17 protein-coding genes are annotated in these 14,261 nt (G+C 62.8%); 9 read left to right on the plus strand and 8 right to left on the minus strand.

Annotated elements, in window-relative coordinates:
• Positions 1-61: 61 nt before the first annotated feature.
• The 3 genes from VEK15_03890 to VEK15_03900 form a co-directional block, all read right to left on the minus strand.
• Complete coding sequence (locus VEK15_03890) at positions 62-1,363, minus strand: histidine kinase (GenBank protein HXV59811.1); 1,302 nt, start codon at positions 1,361-1,363, stop codon at positions 62-64.
• Positions 1,364-1,524: 161 nt separating this feature from the next.
• Complete coding sequence (locus VEK15_03895; GenBank protein HXV59812.1) at positions 1,525-2,391, minus strand: hypothetical protein; 867 nt, start codon at positions 2,389-2,391, stop codon at positions 1,525-1,527.
• Positions 2,392-2,394: 3 nt separating this feature from the next.
• On the minus strand, positions 2,395-3,411 hold the full coding sequence (locus tag VEK15_03900) for a cyclic nucleotide-binding domain-containing protein (protein HXV59813.1): 1,017 nt from the start codon (positions 3,409-3,411) through the stop codon (positions 2,395-2,397).
• Positions 3,412-3,634: 223 nt separating this feature from the next.
• Between VEK15_03900 and lat the strand changes: the two genes are divergently transcribed.
• Together lat and VEK15_03910 are read left to right on the plus strand one after the other, a co-directional pair.
• Positions 3,635-4,957: an L-lysine 6-transaminase gene (gene lat / locus VEK15_03905; protein ID HXV59814.1), complete on the plus strand. Its 1,323-nt coding sequence runs from the start codon at positions 3,635-3,637 to the stop codon at positions 4,955-4,957.
• 68 nt (positions 4,958-5,025) lie between these two features.
• On the plus strand, positions 5,026-5,241 hold the full coding sequence (locus VEK15_03910; GenBank protein HXV59815.1) for a hypothetical protein: 216 nt from the start codon (positions 5,026-5,028) through the stop codon (positions 5,239-5,241).
• Here VEK15_03910 and VEK15_03915 read toward each other — a convergent pair.
• The gene (locus VEK15_03915; GenBank protein HXV59816.1) at positions 5,235-5,879 is read right to left on the minus strand and encodes a hypothetical protein; all 645 of its coding nucleotides are present in this window, start codon (positions 5,877-5,879) and stop codon (positions 5,235-5,237) included. The two genes, VEK15_03910 and VEK15_03915, sit on opposite strands and share 7 nt — an antisense overlap.
• Before the next feature lie 36 nt (positions 5,880-5,915).
• Between VEK15_03915 and VEK15_03920 the strand changes: the two genes are divergently transcribed.
• The 3 genes from VEK15_03920 (at position 5,916) to VEK15_03930 (ending at position 8,271) form a co-directional block, all read left to right on the plus strand.
• Complete coding sequence (locus VEK15_03920) at positions 5,916-6,725, plus strand: hypothetical protein (protein ID HXV59817.1); 810 nt, start codon at positions 5,916-5,918, stop codon at positions 6,723-6,725.
• A 302-nt stretch (positions 6,726-7,027) separates the two neighbouring features.
• Positions 7,028-7,672 (plus strand): hypothetical protein, encoded by a 645-nt coding sequence (locus VEK15_03925; protein HXV59818.1) that lies wholly within the window; start codon positions 7,028-7,030, stop codon positions 7,670-7,672.
• Positions 7,669-8,271 carry a histidine phosphatase family protein gene (locus VEK15_03930; protein ID HXV59819.1) on the plus strand — a complete coding sequence of 201 codons (603 nt, stop codon included), beginning with the start codon at positions 7,669-7,671 and terminating at the stop codon, positions 8,269-8,271. Before VEK15_03925 ends, VEK15_03930 begins: the two co-directional genes overlap by 4 nt.
• Here VEK15_03930 and VEK15_03935 read toward each other — a convergent pair.
• Genes VEK15_03935 through VEK15_03945 form a run of 3 tightly spaced genes read right to left on the minus strand, consistent with a single transcriptional unit; the run spans position 8,268 to position 10,224 of the window.
• The gene (locus VEK15_03935; GenBank protein ID HXV59820.1) at positions 8,268-8,837 is read right to left on the minus strand and encodes a nucleoside triphosphate pyrophosphatase; all 570 of its coding nucleotides are present in this window, start codon (positions 8,835-8,837) and stop codon (positions 8,268-8,270) included. The two genes, VEK15_03930 and VEK15_03935, sit on opposite strands and share 4 nt — an antisense overlap.
• Complete coding sequence (locus VEK15_03940) at positions 8,834-9,604, minus strand: hypothetical protein (protein HXV59821.1); 771 nt, start codon at positions 9,602-9,604, stop codon at positions 8,834-8,836. Before VEK15_03940 ends, VEK15_03935 begins: the two co-directional genes overlap by 4 nt.
• A gap of 14 nt (positions 9,605-9,618) precedes the next feature.
• Positions 9,619-10,224, minus strand: coding sequence for a nucleotidyltransferase family protein (locus tag VEK15_03945; protein HXV59822.1), 606 nt, complete (start codon positions 10,222-10,224; stop codon positions 9,619-9,621).
• Positions 10,225-10,247: 23 nt separating this feature from the next.
• Between VEK15_03945 and VEK15_03950 the strand changes: the two genes are divergently transcribed.
• Genes VEK15_03950 through VEK15_03960 form a run of 3 tightly spaced genes read left to right on the plus strand, consistent with a single transcriptional unit; the run spans position 10,248 to position 12,770 of the window.
• The gene (locus tag VEK15_03950; protein HXV59823.1) at positions 10,248-10,724 is read left to right on the plus strand and encodes a DUF721 domain-containing protein; all 477 of its coding nucleotides are present in this window, start codon (positions 10,248-10,250) and stop codon (positions 10,722-10,724) included.
• 4 nt (positions 10,725-10,728) lie between these two features.
• On the plus strand, positions 10,729-11,913 hold the full coding sequence (locus VEK15_03955) for an acetyl-CoA C-acetyltransferase (protein HXV59824.1): 1,185 nt from the start codon (positions 10,729-10,731) through the stop codon (positions 11,911-11,913).
• A 2-nt stretch (positions 11,914-11,915) separates the two neighbouring features.
• Entirely contained in the window at positions 11,916-12,770 is an 855-nt protein-coding gene (locus VEK15_03960) for a 3-hydroxybutyryl-CoA dehydrogenase (protein HXV59825.1), read from the plus strand.
• On the opposite strand, the gene VEK15_03965 is transcribed toward VEK15_03960, so the two are convergent.
• The gene (locus VEK15_03965) at positions 12,703-13,245 is read right to left on the minus strand and encodes a metal-dependent hydrolase (protein HXV59826.1); all 543 of its coding nucleotides are present in this window, start codon (positions 13,243-13,245) and stop codon (positions 12,703-12,705) included. The two genes, VEK15_03960 and VEK15_03965, sit on opposite strands and share 68 nt — an antisense overlap.
• Before the next feature lie 169 nt (positions 13,246-13,414).
• On the opposite strand from VEK15_03965, the gene recA reads away from it, so the two are divergent.
• Positions 13,415-14,261: recombinase RecA (gene recA, locus VEK15_03970; GenBank protein ID HXV59827.1), on the plus strand; the 847-nt coding region annotated here is incomplete at its 3' end.

A 14,261-nucleotide genomic window follows, 5' to 3' on the forward strand; every position in this document is an offset into this window, starting at 1 on the left:
GGCTCGCTCCGCTCGCGCAGGCTGGACCGTACTTTTTCATCAGCCTGACTAGGCAGGATACTCAGCTGGCCCTCAGAAACGAAATGTCGACGTCGGGGATGCGGACCCGGGCGATGGTCCCTCGTTCCGGTGCCGCTTCGAGCTCGAGCTGACAGCTCTCTCCGTAGATGACCTTGAGGCGCTCGTTGACGTTGCTCAGCCCGATGCCCAGGCCCTCACCCTCCGCGCCGTTCTCGGGAAAACCGCTCCCGTTGTCCTCGATCTCCACGACCGCACTGCCCAGGGAGCGTCGTGCCCGAATCACGATGCGTCCGCCTTCGAGCCGGGAGGCGATCCCGTGTTTGACCGCGTTCTCCACCAGCGGCTGCACGATCATCGACGGGACATAGGAATCGAGCGCGGCCGAATCCACCTCCTTTTCGACGACGAGCTTGCCGCTTCCGAAGCGTACCGATTCGATGTCGAGGTAGGCATCGATGAACTCCAGCTCCTCCTTCAACGGGATGAAATGCTCCTGCTCCTGGAGGAGCTTCCTGAGAATGCTGGAAAGCTTGCGGATGAGCATGCGGGCCACTTCGGGGTTCGTCCGGGTCGCCGAGGCGATCGAGTTCAGAGTGTTGAATAGAAAATGCGGGTTGATCTGACTCGAGAGAGCCTGGAGCCTGGCGCGTACCACGAGCACTTCCTGCTCGGCGAGCTTGTGCTCGAGCCGGACGCTGTTCCAGATCTTGATCGGGATGCCGAGGGCCGCGAGCGTGCTGATGTAGATGGCGATCATCACCCAGGCGTTGTCGGACGAGAGGTGGAAGACCAGGGGCGGATCCACCTCCGAGCCGACGAAGATCCGGAGTGATTCGAGCGCGAGGGTGACGGCGAAAATCGCGATCTGCCAGTCGAACACGCGGTCGCGGATCGCGGTTTTTCCGATGCGGTAGAGGTTCAGGAAGATGAGGGGGGAGAAGCTCCAGATGTCTTCCTTCCGACAGAATCGGCGGACGACACCTGCGCTGACTCCATAGAGGACGCCGAGGGGCAGAGCGAGGAGCTCGCCCTTGATTGCGGCGGGAGCGCCGACCATGAGCCCCACGCTGGCCCCGGTCAGAGGCCCGGTGAGAAGGCCAACGAGTAGCGTCCCCGATAGCGACAAATCGGCAGCGCCGTAGTTCAAGAGCAGCCGCACCACGACACCCACCGATAGCAGCATGCCGGAGAGAAGGGCAAAGACGAGCTTCTCCCTCAGCGAGAGCTCCGCCTTGTAGAGCAGGCGTTTGAAGGCCCCGAATCGGATGAGGAGGCTCGCGATCGAGGCCATCACCCCCAGTTTCACGAGAATCGTGACCATCACGAGCTGGTCGGCAGACAACGTTTTCTCCCTGAGTCGATCCGTTCGTGCCCTTCCAACTTCTTCCTGCCTAGGACGGAAACCAGGGAAAGAGCACGGTCTCGCTCGAATATCGGTCCTACATCGGCGAAGCCAGTTGGAACGGCACGAATCGCTGCGCGCCTATTATCGCAGTGCCGGACTCAGCGGTCCACTTCGAAGGAGAGCTCGAGCCGGGCCGGTCGACCCGCGGTATCGGGAAAACGCCAGGTCTCGGCCGCGCCGAGAATGCGAGGGTTGATTTCGGGAATCGAGGAGCGAGCGATGCTTAGATTTTGCGGTGCGCCACCGTCGTCCACGTCGAACTCGAGCACGATCGTACCCACGAGCTTGACCGGTGCTGGGCTCACGAGTTCGGGAAGCTCGACCCCCCGAGGAAGCGTAACCTCGACCGGTTCCTCACTGCCGGCCTCGGCGACGCGAGGAGTGATTGCCACGACGAGGAAAACCGTATAGGCGCGCAGGTAATCGTAGAGATCGCTCCGGTGCGCCGAGTCCTCGTACTCGCGAAAATGGGACAGGTACTCACTCGCGGAGAGCTCGAGGTCCGCGGTCGACATGACGTAGGTCTGCCCCGAGCGAAGCTCGATGGTTTTCGCCGCTTCCCGCAGCGTCTCCTCGCCTTGTTTGAATCGCGCCTCGAAGCGTCCACGGAAAGAACCTCTCGCCAGATAGTCGGCCAAATCGATGTCCAACTGAAGCGTACGCGAGCGGTTGGTCAACGCGAGACGAGCCTTGGAGCTGTCGAGGCGTAACGTTTCGAACGCGAGCTTCGCCAGGAAGGCATCGGGAACCTGGCGTGCGAGAGTGGCGAGCCACTGTTGCTCGGTAACGTCGGCGCCGTCGGTATCGATGAAAAAGGACAGATCCGACATGCTGGAAAAGTCGGGATTTACACTCCTCATCTCGTACAAACGCACGTCGACCACCAGGTTGCTCGGGACGTCCCCTGGGATCGCGCTCGACGCCGCGAAGAACAACACCGCAACCGAGAGCAGCGCCTTTCGCATCTCTCAGGCCACGCTCGGCCGGATTTGCTCGGTTTGTAGCATCCGCGTCAACACGCGGGCCGCGTGGTAACGGCATGCGTGGGATCGGGCGAAGAGGTCCGCCAGGGTGACCGGCTGATGCAGACAACCCCAGAGCTGCCGCGCGTCGGCTTGCCCCTCGTCGCCCGTCCATTCGAGCGTATCGCGGTTGCGCTGCAGGCGCGTGCCCTCGGTCGGGAGGTCCTCGAGAAGCATCTTGAGCTCGTCCTGCAGACGTACCGACTCCATCATCAGAGCCATGGCGGGAACGGTGATCCCGGGATCGGGCCCCTCGTTGACCTCGTCCGCCTCGTGGCTTTCGAAACGGAACTCACCTTGCGGTTGGTCTTGAAAAAGGTTGTGAACCGCCTCGTCGCCGCGCCGGTGGGCGAAACGGGCGCGGTAGATGTTGCCGCCCTGAAAATGAAGCTCGGCCGCGGTCTCGTTGTCGCTCGTGAACGTCATGACCCCCGTCTGTGCCGACGTGATCAAGGTCTGCACCACCGTCGTCAGATCGAAATACCTCAAATCTCCTTGCAGCTCACGCTTGTGTCCGCGTTCGGGGAGATCTTCGAGGAGCCCGACCAGACGGTGAGCCAGGATGATGGCGAGCTGCCCGCCGAAACCGGCGTGATTGGACATCAGGTCTTGAAACAGCGCCCTATCGATGACGAGCAGCTCGGCTTGCTGGGGGACCCGGATATCGTTGCTCCGATCGGATCCCGTCAGCAGCGCCAGCTCGCCGAAGCAATCGCCGCGGCCGAGATACGCGAGCGGAGGACCTTCGCCCGCTGGAGTCGACACTTCGACGACTCCGGATTTTACGACGAAGAGACTGTCACCCGCGTCGCCCTTGTGGACGACGACGTCATCCGCACCGAACAGCTGAGTTTCCGCTTGGCTGAGAATCGTGCGGATCACGGACTCGGGCATATCGCGGAACAGCTCCGCTTCGCGCAGGAAACCGATATCGTCGAGCTCTCCGAAATCCTCTTTGATCATCACGTTCCAAGGCGGGGCAACAGATTATAAGGAGCTTGCCGCGCGAGCGTCAAGGCGCTAACAAGTTTGGGAGCAGCGTTTTAGCAATGGTACACTAGAAACAGTGACAACGCAGCGGCATCTGGTACTCTTCGTGATTTACATGATCGGGGCCACGTAGCTCGGTCGCTCGCTGTCTTTTTCGGCCTTCCCCGAAGCACCGCTTTTTTCTTCGAGGTGAAACATGTTGACGATGAATCCGGCAGACGTTCGCGCCGCGCTATCGGAGCATATGCTCGTGGACGGGCTCGACCTGGTTTTCGATCTCGAGAAAAGCCAAGGCTCGTATCTCTATGACAGCACGAGCGGGCGAAGGTTTCTCGACTTCTTCTCCTTCTTTGCGACCCAGCCGGTGGGCGTCAACCATCCGAGGATGCGAGAGCCCGAGTTCATGAAGAAGATGGCCGGGGTCGCCATCCACAACCCGAGCAACTCCGACATCTACACCGTCGAGATGGCGGAGTTCGTCGAGACGTTCGCGCGGGTGGCCATCCCCGCCGAGCTGTCGCATCTCTTCCTCGTCGCCGGCGGGTCGGTGGCGGTCGAAAATGCCCTGAAGACGGCATTCGATTGGAAAGTTCGCAAGAACTTTGCTCGGGGTATCGAGCGGGAGAGAGGGCACAAGGTTCTCCATTTTCGGGAGGCGTTTCACGGACGTACCGGCTACACGCTTTCGATGACCAACACCGCGGACATCCGCAAGATCAAGTATTTCCCGAAGTTCGATTGGCCCCGGATCGTGAACCCCAAGCTTCGTTTTCCCGTCGAGAGCCACCTCGCGGAAGTCCTGGACGCGGAGCGCGAGGCGGTGGCGCAGATCGAGCAAGCCCTCGTCGACAACCGCGATGACATCGCGGCCCTGGTCATCGAGCCCATCCAGGGCGAAGGGGGAGACAACCACTTTCGCGCCGAATTCTTCCAGAAGCTGCGCGAGCTCGCCGACGAGCACGAGTTCCTCTTCATCGTCGACGAGGTGCAGACCGGGGTCGGTCTCACCGGGAAGATGTGGGCCTACCAGCACTTCGGATTCACTCCCGACATTCTCGCGTTCGGCAAGAAGACCCAGGTCTGCGGCATACTGGTGGGCTCGCGCGTGGACGAAGTGGAGAACAACGTCTTCGCGGAGTCGGCCCGCATCAACTCCACCTGGGGCGGCAACCTCGTGGATATGGTTCGTTTCGCCCGATACCTCGAGATCATCGACGAGGAGCGTCTCGTGGATAACGCGAGGGAGGTCGGGGAGTATTTGCTCGGCGAGATCGAGAAAATCCAGGACGAGCGAGCTGGACAGGTTTCCAACACGCGTGGTCGCGGCCTCATGTGTGCGTTCGACCTTCCCGACACGGAGACGCGAGACCGTTTCCGCGCCCTCGCGTTCGAGCAGGGCATGATCGTCCTGGGGTGCGGTCGGCAGTCGATCCGATTCCGGCCCACGCTCAGCGCGAGCCGCGACGACGTCGATCGGGGCATGGAGATCGTGCGGCGCATCCTCTCGAAGCTTGCGTAGACGGAGAGGGGTTCCTTAGAATAAACGAACAACCCGTTGAATCGAGAATATCCGACGAAAGGCGAGGCATGGACCTTCAAAGTCAAATCAGGGTTTACAACGAGGCGCTCGGCGTCAAAGGCGCCAAGGGAAAGCTGCTGCAGATCCACGCGACCGGGTACTACGAGATCGCCCTCGAGGTAAAGGAACGTTATTTCCAGGCGCTCGTGCCCATCAACAGCACGGTACTCCTGTCGGCGGAGCCCGTGGTCGAGACGGAGACGATTCCCGTCGAGCGCTACTGACTCAGACGTTCCAGTACCGACAACGTCACCCCGGCTGCAAGCGGCACCGTGAGGTTGTCGCTTCCGTAAGGCGATGCGGCTTCGACCGATGCCGCCACCGTCCCCGCGAACAAGGCGAAAGCCACCGATCGGTGCGTGTCCACCCCGCCCAGGAACACCAGCAGCAGCGCCATCGATATGCTCGCTACCAGGAACAGCGCAAAGGTTCCTTCCATCGTCCGGGCATGGCCCAAGACCCGGTACTTGCGGGTTCCGAAGCGCCGTCCAACCAGAGCCGCGCTCGTGTCGCCCAAGGCCATGGCGGCGATCCCGCAGAGCGCGGGTACGGGCTCGAAGAAGCGGAGAAGCAGCGCACAGGAAAGGGGGAAGAGAACCGAGCCCAGGCCCGGGCCAACGTCTTCGATCGCGGCGACGAGCTCCAGGCGAAAGGAGGCGTAAGTGACCGCAGCGAGAATCAGGAACGGAGCGGCGCGAGCGGTCGGGTCCGGGGTGAGGAAGACGAGCGGGGCCGACCAAGCGCCCGCAAGAACGAAGAAGGCCTTTCTCGTGATATCGGCGGGGACTCCGAGCCTCCGTCTCGCCGTCTCGACGACGGCGAGAGAGAAGGCGAAATACAGAATGCTCAAGGCGTTCGACATGTGCGCGCGGCTATCGCGAGGCTATAATGGGTGGCCATGCGACGAGTGACATTCTTCGTCGGGAATCTTATCGTCGTCTCGGCTCTGGCCCGCGCCGAAATCGTTTACCTCGCCAACGGCGACGTCATCCACGGCACTCTCGTGGCCGCCAACAATACCGAAGTCACCTTGAAGACGCCATATGGCGAGCTCGTCATTCCCAAAGAGGTCATCGAGCGCATCGATTACCAGAGCGCTGAGTCGCCTTCGGAGCCGGGCGAGAGCCCGACGCCGAGTGTGGCCGCCGATCGCCTGCCTCCCGTGGGCGGTCGAGCGGAAATCGTGCTTCGCATCACCGGCCGCTCGTTCTGGTATGCATTCGAATCGCCGTCCGACCGGCCCGCCGATACCCGGATCCGATTGAAGGTTTACGCGGGCAATGCGCGAGCCTGCACCTTCGTCGATGAGAAGGCGGACACCTTCGATGGGAATACCCTGTACAACTCCTTTACTTTCGCGCCCGAGGACGCGGTACTCGAGGAGACGCTCGATGGCTACGCCTGCAGCGTCGACAAGACCGCCGAAGACACGATCAATCTGACCCTGGTGGTTCCACCGGACAATGCTGCCTCCGGGCGCCAGCTCGTGAGAATGGTCTACGAGTTCAACAGCGGTGACCGGGGAGCGCCTTTGTGGACCGACCTCGTGTCCCGCTCGTTCTCGGTGGAAGTCGCTCCATCGCGTCAGACGCTGGTTTTTCTCGAGCAGAACGTCGACGCGCTCGAATATTCAGGGCTTTTCAAGAAACGGATGAAAAACGTGGAGCTGTTCCAGCTCAACGTGGTATCGACGGAGCTCAAGGACTGAGCTCGAGCTTCTTCCGGGCTCTGCCCGTTGCCCTCGCCGCCAGCGGTCCGGCAGCCTGTGAGGAGCCGGACGCAAGCGGAGAAACCCAGCAGGTACACCGGAACGTTGCTCCGTACGCCGGCACCCTGGCCTTTCAATCGGATCGGGCCGGGAATTGGGACATTTATCGAATCGACGCCGATGGAACGAACCTTCGCTCGCTGACCCAGCACCCCGCCGCCGATCAGAATCCCGCCTGGTCGCCCGACGGCGGCTCGATCGTCTTCTCTTCGGAGCGCACCGGAGCGGGCGATATCTACATCATGGATGCGGACGGCGGCAACGTGACGAGATTGACCTTTCACGAAGCGTACGAGGGAGCCCCTCGATTCAGCCCCGATGGGCGCCGCATCGTCTTCGAAGGCGAGCGCGACGGTCTGGCTCAGATCTACGTCCTCGATCGGGAAAGCAGAGATGTGCAGAGGTTTACCCGCACGAGAAGCCGAAAGCTGGGGCCGGCCTTTTCTCCCGACACCGAGTGGCTCGCGTACATGGAGAAGGGTCTCCTTTTTTGGCACGTCACCGTCTCGCGGGTGTCGAGCGGTGACGGAAGCGTCGTCACCGAAGGGAGTGGAAGCTGTCGTCCCGCCTGGTCCCCGGATGGGAGCCTGCTCGCCTACGTGAGCACGCGCGATTCACCCAAGGCCGACGTCTGGCTTCGAGAGATGGCGGGGCGCCGCGCGGGCGAGGCCTGGAGAGTCCCGAGCCGTCCCGATGCGCACAATTACGATCCCGCCTTCTCACCCGACGGTGGGGCACTCGCCATCGCTTCCACGTCCGAGCGAGGTCGCGCGGAGCAGTGGGATCTCTATCTCGTCGATCTGAACGGAAGGAATCTCGTGCGACTCACCGGCGAAGAGGGGAACGAACGTTTCCCCACCTGGCGGCCTGGACCGGAGAAGCCGTGACCGATGCGAAGGCGTTCGAGCTCTATCTCGTCCGCCACGGAGTGACGGACTGGAACGAGGACGGCCGCCTCATGGGCCGAAGCGACATCGGTCTGAATGCGCGCGGAAGAGCTCAAGCCGACCGGGCAGCGGAAGCCCTGGTCTCCCGATCCATTGAAGCCGTCTACTCGAGCCCGCAGCCGCGCGCCCGCCAGACGGCGGAGCCCATTGCGAGAGCCCACCGGCTCGAGGTCCAGGTCGAGCCCGCATTCGACGAGGTGTGGCTCGATGCGGCGTGGATGGGGAAGACGCTGGCCGAGCTGAGGGACGACGAGGATCTGGTTCGGCTCGTCGAGAACCCCGCGTACGAGTGCGATGCCATCGAGGCGCTCTCCGCCGTACGAGAGCGGACCGTCGGCGAGGTCGAGCGGCTCGGGGAGCGCGGCTTCGGAAGCGTCGTCGTCGTCTCCCATGGCGATCCGTTGAGAGTGATCGTCGCCGCCTACCTGGGTCTCGAGTTGAGCGCCATTCGTCGTTTTTCCATCGACAACGGGTCCATCTCGCTCATTCGTTTCGGAAGGCGCGGCCCGCGCCTCGTCTTTCTGAACGCGCAAGTCTAGAACAGCCGGGGTCCATGAACCGATTGCCAGAGGGAGAGGAATGTCTCGAGGGGGAACCCGACGACGTTCGTATAGGAGCCCTCGATGCGCTGGACGAGGAGCGCCCCTTTGCGCTGGATGCCATAAGCTCCCGCTTTGTCGTTGGGCTCGCCGGTTCGGACGTATCGATCGATCTCGACCCGAGTGAGCTTGCGAAAGAAAACGCGCGTACGCGAGACCGCGGCGCGCCGGATTCGCGCCGATAGGCGGGCGACGGCGACGCCGCTCAGAACGACGTGGCTCCTTCCCGACAGGTCACGCAGCATCCTTCGCGCCTGCCTGGGGTCGCGCGGCTTTCCGAAAACGGTGTCACCGACCACGACCGTCGTGTCCGCGGCAACGACCCACTCTCGTGGGTAACGCTCGGCAACCTGACGCGCCTTGTCGAGTGCGAGCCGCCTGACGTAGCGTCGCGGGGACTCTCCCGCGAGGCGTCTTTCGTCGACGTCGGGGACCACCACGCGAAAACGAAGGCCGATATCCCTGAGAATCTCGGCGCGTCGAGGCGAAGAGGAAGCGAGGATCACCGCTTGCGACGACGATCGCGGGTGAACTGGCGGAAGAGGGCTTCTTTCGCTTGCTCGCAGGTGTCCCGGATCTCGAAGAGCTGGCGATCGTGTAACTCCTGGATGCGTCGCGCCTCGGGCATCGGCGAGAGCTCGTTTCGCATTCGCGCCTCTTCCTGGGCGACGGCTCGCTCGTAAGCGATGGCGGCGCCGGTGATGAGCCGCTCGGCCTTTCGGTTGGCCGCCTCGATGGCCATTCTCTCGTCGACGAGACGGTCCTGGAGGTCGGATTGGCGCTCGAGGCGGGCCTCTTCGACCGCGAGGTTGTATTTTTCGCGGGCTTCTTCCAGGGCTCGCTCGAGCTCGTCGTCGGCGTCGCGTCGGAGCCGCCTCTGTTCGGCGAGTGCCGCGCTTCGCGCCTTGTCGACCAAGAGCTCCCACCTCGCCTTGGCTTTGCGGATGGCCTCGTCCCTCTTGGCAAGCGCCTGCTGGCGCGCGTTTCGATGACGGCGCTCGTCGAGCTCCGATCGTTCGCGCCGATCCTCTTCGGCTGCCTGGATCTCTCGCGTTCGAGCATCGTCCGCCGCCTGAACGGCGTGGAACTGCACTTGCTTGGCTTTTTCGAGGCCCTTCTGGTAGCGGGCCAGGACGTCGGCCGCCGAGCCGAGCTCGAGCAATGCCAAATCCCGCTTCTTCTCCGCGGCGGCGAGCTCGCGAAGGCAGTTGGCTTCGAGGGCCGAAATCTCCTGTGACAAACGTAGCGTCAGATCGGACAGCGACTCCAGCAACTTGCGTCCTCCCGTCAACCCTTGCGCTCGCGGAACGAGCGATAATCCTCCGGCGTGTCGATATCGACACGAACTCCGGGCTCGGTCACCTGTACTTCGATTAGATCGTCTCCATGATCCCACACCACTTGCCGTGCGCCAACCGCTTTCGGTGCGCGAAGGAGCTCGGGAAAGACCGCCGCGGAGAAGAGCACCGGGTGGCCCCTTCGGCCCGATTGGACGGGAAGGAGGACGGGAGCCCCGGTCGCTTCGAAGCGGGTTATGAGTGTGTTTACGACGTCGGTCGTGATCCCGGGATGATCCACCGGACAGATGAGAGCGCCGTCAACGTCCGATTCCGCGAGGGCTTCGATCCCGCACTGTATCGACGACAACATGCCCTCGCGATAACGGGAGTTCACGACCTGCCGGGCCGAGGTGAAATCGACGACCTCACGAATCCGGTCGGGCTCGTGGCCCAGCACGACCACGATGGGCCTGGCTCGGGAGCTCTGGAGGACGTCGAGCAGGTGCTCGAGAAACGTCGTCTCGTGACTGCGCTCGAGTGGGAAGGGGAGGAGCGCTTTCGGCGAGCCCATTCGTCGTGACTCGCCCGCGCTCAAGATGAGGGCCGCTACCATTACCTCGTGACATAATAACGAACGTGCCCAGAAGTTACTCTCTGCTGGCCGACGTGATGGCGCGCGTCATCCCCGGAGACGCCAAGGACAGGATTTACGGGATCGGGCTCGTCCAGAGACGATGGAAGTACGCCGTCGGAGCGGAGCTGGCTCGTCGCTCGGAGCCGGACTCCTTGAGCGAAGGGGTTTTGACCGTCCGGGTGACCGATCCCGCCTGGGGGCGCATGCTCATGAAGCTCGGCAAACGGATCGTCCCCAGGCTCAACCAGGCCCTAGGCATACGACTCGTTCGCCGTATCAATTTCAAGACGGTGAGGCGGCTGGAGCAGGCGCCGGTGTCGCCTGGACCATCGAGCCCCCGCTCGGTCGGAATCGTGCTCCCCGTGAGCGTGGCGAAGGCGGCGGACGCCATCGAGGATTCCGAGCTTCGCGCGCTCGTGGGACGAACCGCGGCCCGGTATCTCGCCTTCCGAAAGAACACCGAAAGAAGAAGGACGTGAACCGATGCGAGAGACTTTCATCGTCAGCTCTGTTCGTACTCCCACGGGGAAGTTCCTCGGTGCCCTGAAGGATCTCGCGGCGACCGAGCTCGGCGCGAGAGTCGTCCGGGAAGCCCTCGTCCGGGCCCATCTCCCCGCCGAGAGGGTCGACGAGGTCATCATGGGGAACGTGGTGAGCGCCGGGCTCGGGCAAAACCCTGCCCGACAAGCGGCGCTCGGCGCGGGACTTCCACCCGCGGTCGGGGCGCTCACGATCAATAAAGTCTGTGGCTCCGGGCTGAAAGCCGTCATGCTGGCCCGTCAGGCCATCGTCGCCGGGGACGCCGAGATCGTGGTGGCAGGCGGAATGGAATCCATGTCGAGAGGACCCTATCTCGTGCCCCGTCTTCGGGAAGGACTGCGCCTCGGCCACGGAGAGCTCCTGGACTCGGTGATAAACGACGGGCTCTGGGACGTCTACAACGATTTCCACATGGGCTTGACGGGGGAGAAGGTCGCGGAAAAGTACGGAGTTTCTCGGGGAGAGATGGATGCCTACGCGGCCGAGAGCCATCGGCGAGCGGCTGCGGCCACTTCGGCCGGCAAGTTCAAAAAAGAGATTCTGCCCCTTCAGATTCCCCGGCGCAAGGGAGATCCGGTCGTTGTCGACCGGGACGAACCGATTCGTGCCGACACGACGGCCGAGGGGCTGTCCAAGCTCAAGCCCGTCTTCAAGACCGACGGTACGGTCACCGCGGGCAACGCCCCGGGGATGAACGATGGGGCCGCGGCGCTCGTCGTGGCATCCGAAGAGGCCGTCGGTCGGTATGGTCTGAAGCCCGTCGCTCGGATCATAGGCCAGGCGATCTCCGGGCTCGATCCGGAATGGGTGATGATGACCCCCGTTCCCGCCATCAAGAAGATATTCGAAAAGACCGGATGGAGCGCTAACGGCGTGGACCTTTTCGAGATCAACGAGGCCTTCGCGGTCCAAGCCTGCGCGGTGACGCGGGAGCTGTCGCTGGATCCCGCGAAGACGAACGTCCATGGCGGGGCGGTGGCCCTAGGGCATCCCATCGGAGCAAGCGGGGCCAGGATTCTGACCACGCTTCTGCACGCGCTCGAGGATCGGGGAGGACGACGCGGTGTCGCGTCGCTCTGCCTCGGCGGCGGAAACGGCGTGGCACTTGCCGTAGAACTGGTACGGTAGCGATGGAAATTCACAAGATCGCTGTCATGGGCGCCGGCACGATGGGAAACGGCATCGCCCAGGTGTTCGCCCAATCCGGGTTCGAGGTCTACCTGCGCGACGTGAGACCGGAGCTCGTCGAGCGCGGCCTGGAGAACATCGACAATAGTCTCGCCCGTCTCGTCAAGAAGCAGAAGCTCTCCGATGAAGAAGCGGCCCAAGCCCGAGATCGGATCGAGGGGGGCGTGGATATGGCTGGCACCGTCGAGTCCGACTTCGTCGTCGAGGCCATCATCGAGGACGCGGATCACAAGATGGACATGTTCCGGGAGCTCGACGAGATCATGCGGCCCGACGTCATGCTCGCGAGCAACACGTCGTCGATCTCGATCACGAAGCTCGCGGCTTCGACGTCGCGTCCCGACAAGTTCATCGGAATGCACTTCATGAACCCGGTGCCGATCATGGAGCTCGTGGAATTGATCCGCGGACTTCAGACTTCGGACGAGACCTACCGGGCGACCGAAGCGCTGGCGCGCAAGCTCGGGAAGACTCCGGTCGGGGTCAACGATTCGCCGGGATTCGTTTCGAACCGGGTGTTGATGCCGTTGATCAACGAGGCGATCTTTGCCTACATGGAGGGAGTCGCATCGCCGGAAGCGATCGACACGGTGATGAAGCTCGGCATGAACCATCCTATGGGGCCACTGACGCTCGCGGACTTCGTCGGGCTCGACGTGTGTTTGAGCGTCATGGAGGTCCTCTATCGCGGGTTCGGCGATCCGAAGTACCGGCCTTGCCCCCTGCTGGTCAAGATGGTGGATGCGGGCTACCTCGGTCGGAAGAGCGGGAAGGGTTTTTACGACTACTCCGGGTGAGCCACGCGAGACCGAGCGCGATTGGCCCGACGATGGCGACCTCACGCGCGGCGGCGAGCCCGTTGTGCGCGGACAGCAGGATCCCTAAGGTGCCCCGCCGGACGTCGTCGAACACGAGTATCGGCGAGATGAAGAAGCGATCGGAGACGGGCCAGAAGAGCTCGACCCCATAGGGCGCGACCTTGTCCACCGCCAGCATGTCGAGCAGGACGTGGGAGAGATACGCGCCCCCGAGGACGAGCGTCTCGCGGACGTTCTGGGTCGTGACGAAGACCGCAGCGGTGAAGATCGCGGTGGCTCCCAGACTGTGAGTGAAGTAATGGTGATAGTTGACTCCGGTGAGGAAGCTGATTCCGAAGTCGACATCGGGAAGGCAGGCGGCGACCAGGGCGGCGAGAAAGACGGTCCGGTTGTTCAGCAGTGCGACGAAGTAGATTGAAGCGCCCGTCAGGGCATGTGCCGCAGGTGTCGGCATCCGGTCGAGGTTAGCACAGACGCGGTTGTCCGCCCTACATGCAGTAGCGGTTTGGTCGCTTGGCACGAGATATGGTAGTCTCGGGCAGCACCAGGAGGTTCGGCCTCACAAATCGCGTCTTGACCAGTGAGAGGGCCGTGTGGACGCGTCCTCGGTGAAAGGAGTTTTCATGGCAGAAGACAAAGATGGACGTGCCAAGGCGATCGACATGGCGCTCGGCCAGATCGAAAAGCAGTTCGGGAAGGGATCCATCATGCGGTTGGGCTCCCAGGATACGATCGACGTCGCGACGATCCCGACGGGCTCGATATCCGTGGACGCGGCTCTCGGGGTGGGAGGACTTCCCCGCGGACGTGTGGTCGAGATCTTCGGACCCGAGTCCTCCGGAAAAACGACTCTCGCACTCCAGGCGATAGCCCAGGCTCAGAGGCGGGGTGGTATGGCGGCATTCATCGACGCGGAGCACGCGCTCGACGCCGTCTACGCCAAGGCCCTCGGCGTCAATACCGACGAGCTCCTCGTCTCGCAGCCGGATAGCGGCGAGCAAGCGCTCGAGATCACCGAGGTGCTCATACGAAGCGGCGCCGTGGATATCGTCGTCATCGACTCCGTCGCGGCACTCGTGCCGCGAGCCGAGCTCGACGGCGAGATGGGCGACGCCCAGGTTGGCCTCCAGGCGCGGCTCATGTCGCAAGCGATGCGCAAGCTCACCGCCATCACGTCGAAATCCAGGACGTGCCTCGTCTTCATCAACCAGATCCGCGAGAAGATCGGAGTCATGTTCGGCAATCCCGAGACGACGACGGGTGGCCGGGCACTAAAATTCTACTCGTCGGTGCGTATCGACATTCGGCGTATCTCTTCCATCAAAGATGGCGACGTGGTCGTCGGCAATCGCACGCGGGTGAAGATCGTCAAGAACAAAGTGGCGGCACCCTTCCGCCAGGCAGAGTTCGATATCCTCTACGGAAAAGGAATCTCACGCGAGGGCGATCTGCTGGATCTCGGGGTGGCTA

Source organism: Vicinamibacteria bacterium (assembly GCA_035620555.1).
Taxonomy (GTDB): domain Bacteria; phylum Acidobacteriota; class Vicinamibacteria; order Marinacidobacterales; family SMYC01; genus DASPGQ01.

What these genes read in the sequence shown, in the direction of transcription:
- VEK15_03895 (HXV59812.1), bottom strand. Translation starts at nt 2,391, where the DNA reads ATGCGAAAGGCGCTGCTCTCGGTTGCGGTGTTGTTCTTCGCGGCGTCG.
- VEK15_03900 (HXV59813.1), bottom strand. Translation starts at nt 3,411, where the DNA reads ATGATCAAAGAGGATTTCGGAGAGCTCGACGATATCGGTTTCCTGCGC.
- lat (HXV59814.1), top strand. Translation starts at nt 3,635, where the DNA reads ATGTTGACGATGAATCCGGCAGACGTTCGCGCCGCGCTATCGGAGCAT.
- VEK15_03910 (HXV59815.1), top strand. Translation starts at nt 5,026, where the DNA reads ATGGACCTTCAAAGTCAAATCAGGGTTTACAACGAGGCGCTCGGCGTC.
- VEK15_03915 (HXV59816.1), bottom strand. Translation starts at nt 5,879, where the DNA reads ATGTCGAACGCCTTGAGCATTCTGTATTTCGCCTTCTCTCTCGCCGTC.
- VEK15_03920 (HXV59817.1), top strand. Translation starts at nt 5,916, where the DNA reads ATGCGACGAGTGACATTCTTCGTCGGGAATCTTATCGTCGTCTCGGCT.
- VEK15_03925 (HXV59818.1), top strand. Translation starts at nt 7,028, where the DNA reads ATGGATGCGGACGGCGGCAACGTGACGAGATTGACCTTTCACGAAGCG.
- VEK15_03945 (HXV59822.1), bottom strand. Translation starts at nt 10,224, where the DNA reads ATGGTAGCGGCCCTCATCTTGAGCGCGGGCGAGTCACGACGAATGGGC.
- VEK15_03955 (HXV59824.1), top strand. Translation starts at nt 10,729, where the DNA reads ATGCGAGAGACTTTCATCGTCAGCTCTGTTCGTACTCCCACGGGGAAG.
- VEK15_03960 (HXV59825.1), top strand. Translation starts at nt 11,916, where the DNA reads ATGGAAATTCACAAGATCGCTGTCATGGGCGCCGGCACGATGGGAAAC.
- VEK15_03965 (HXV59826.1), bottom strand. Translation starts at nt 13,245, where the DNA reads ATGCCGACACCTGCGGCACATGCCCTGACGGGCGCTTCAATCTACTTC.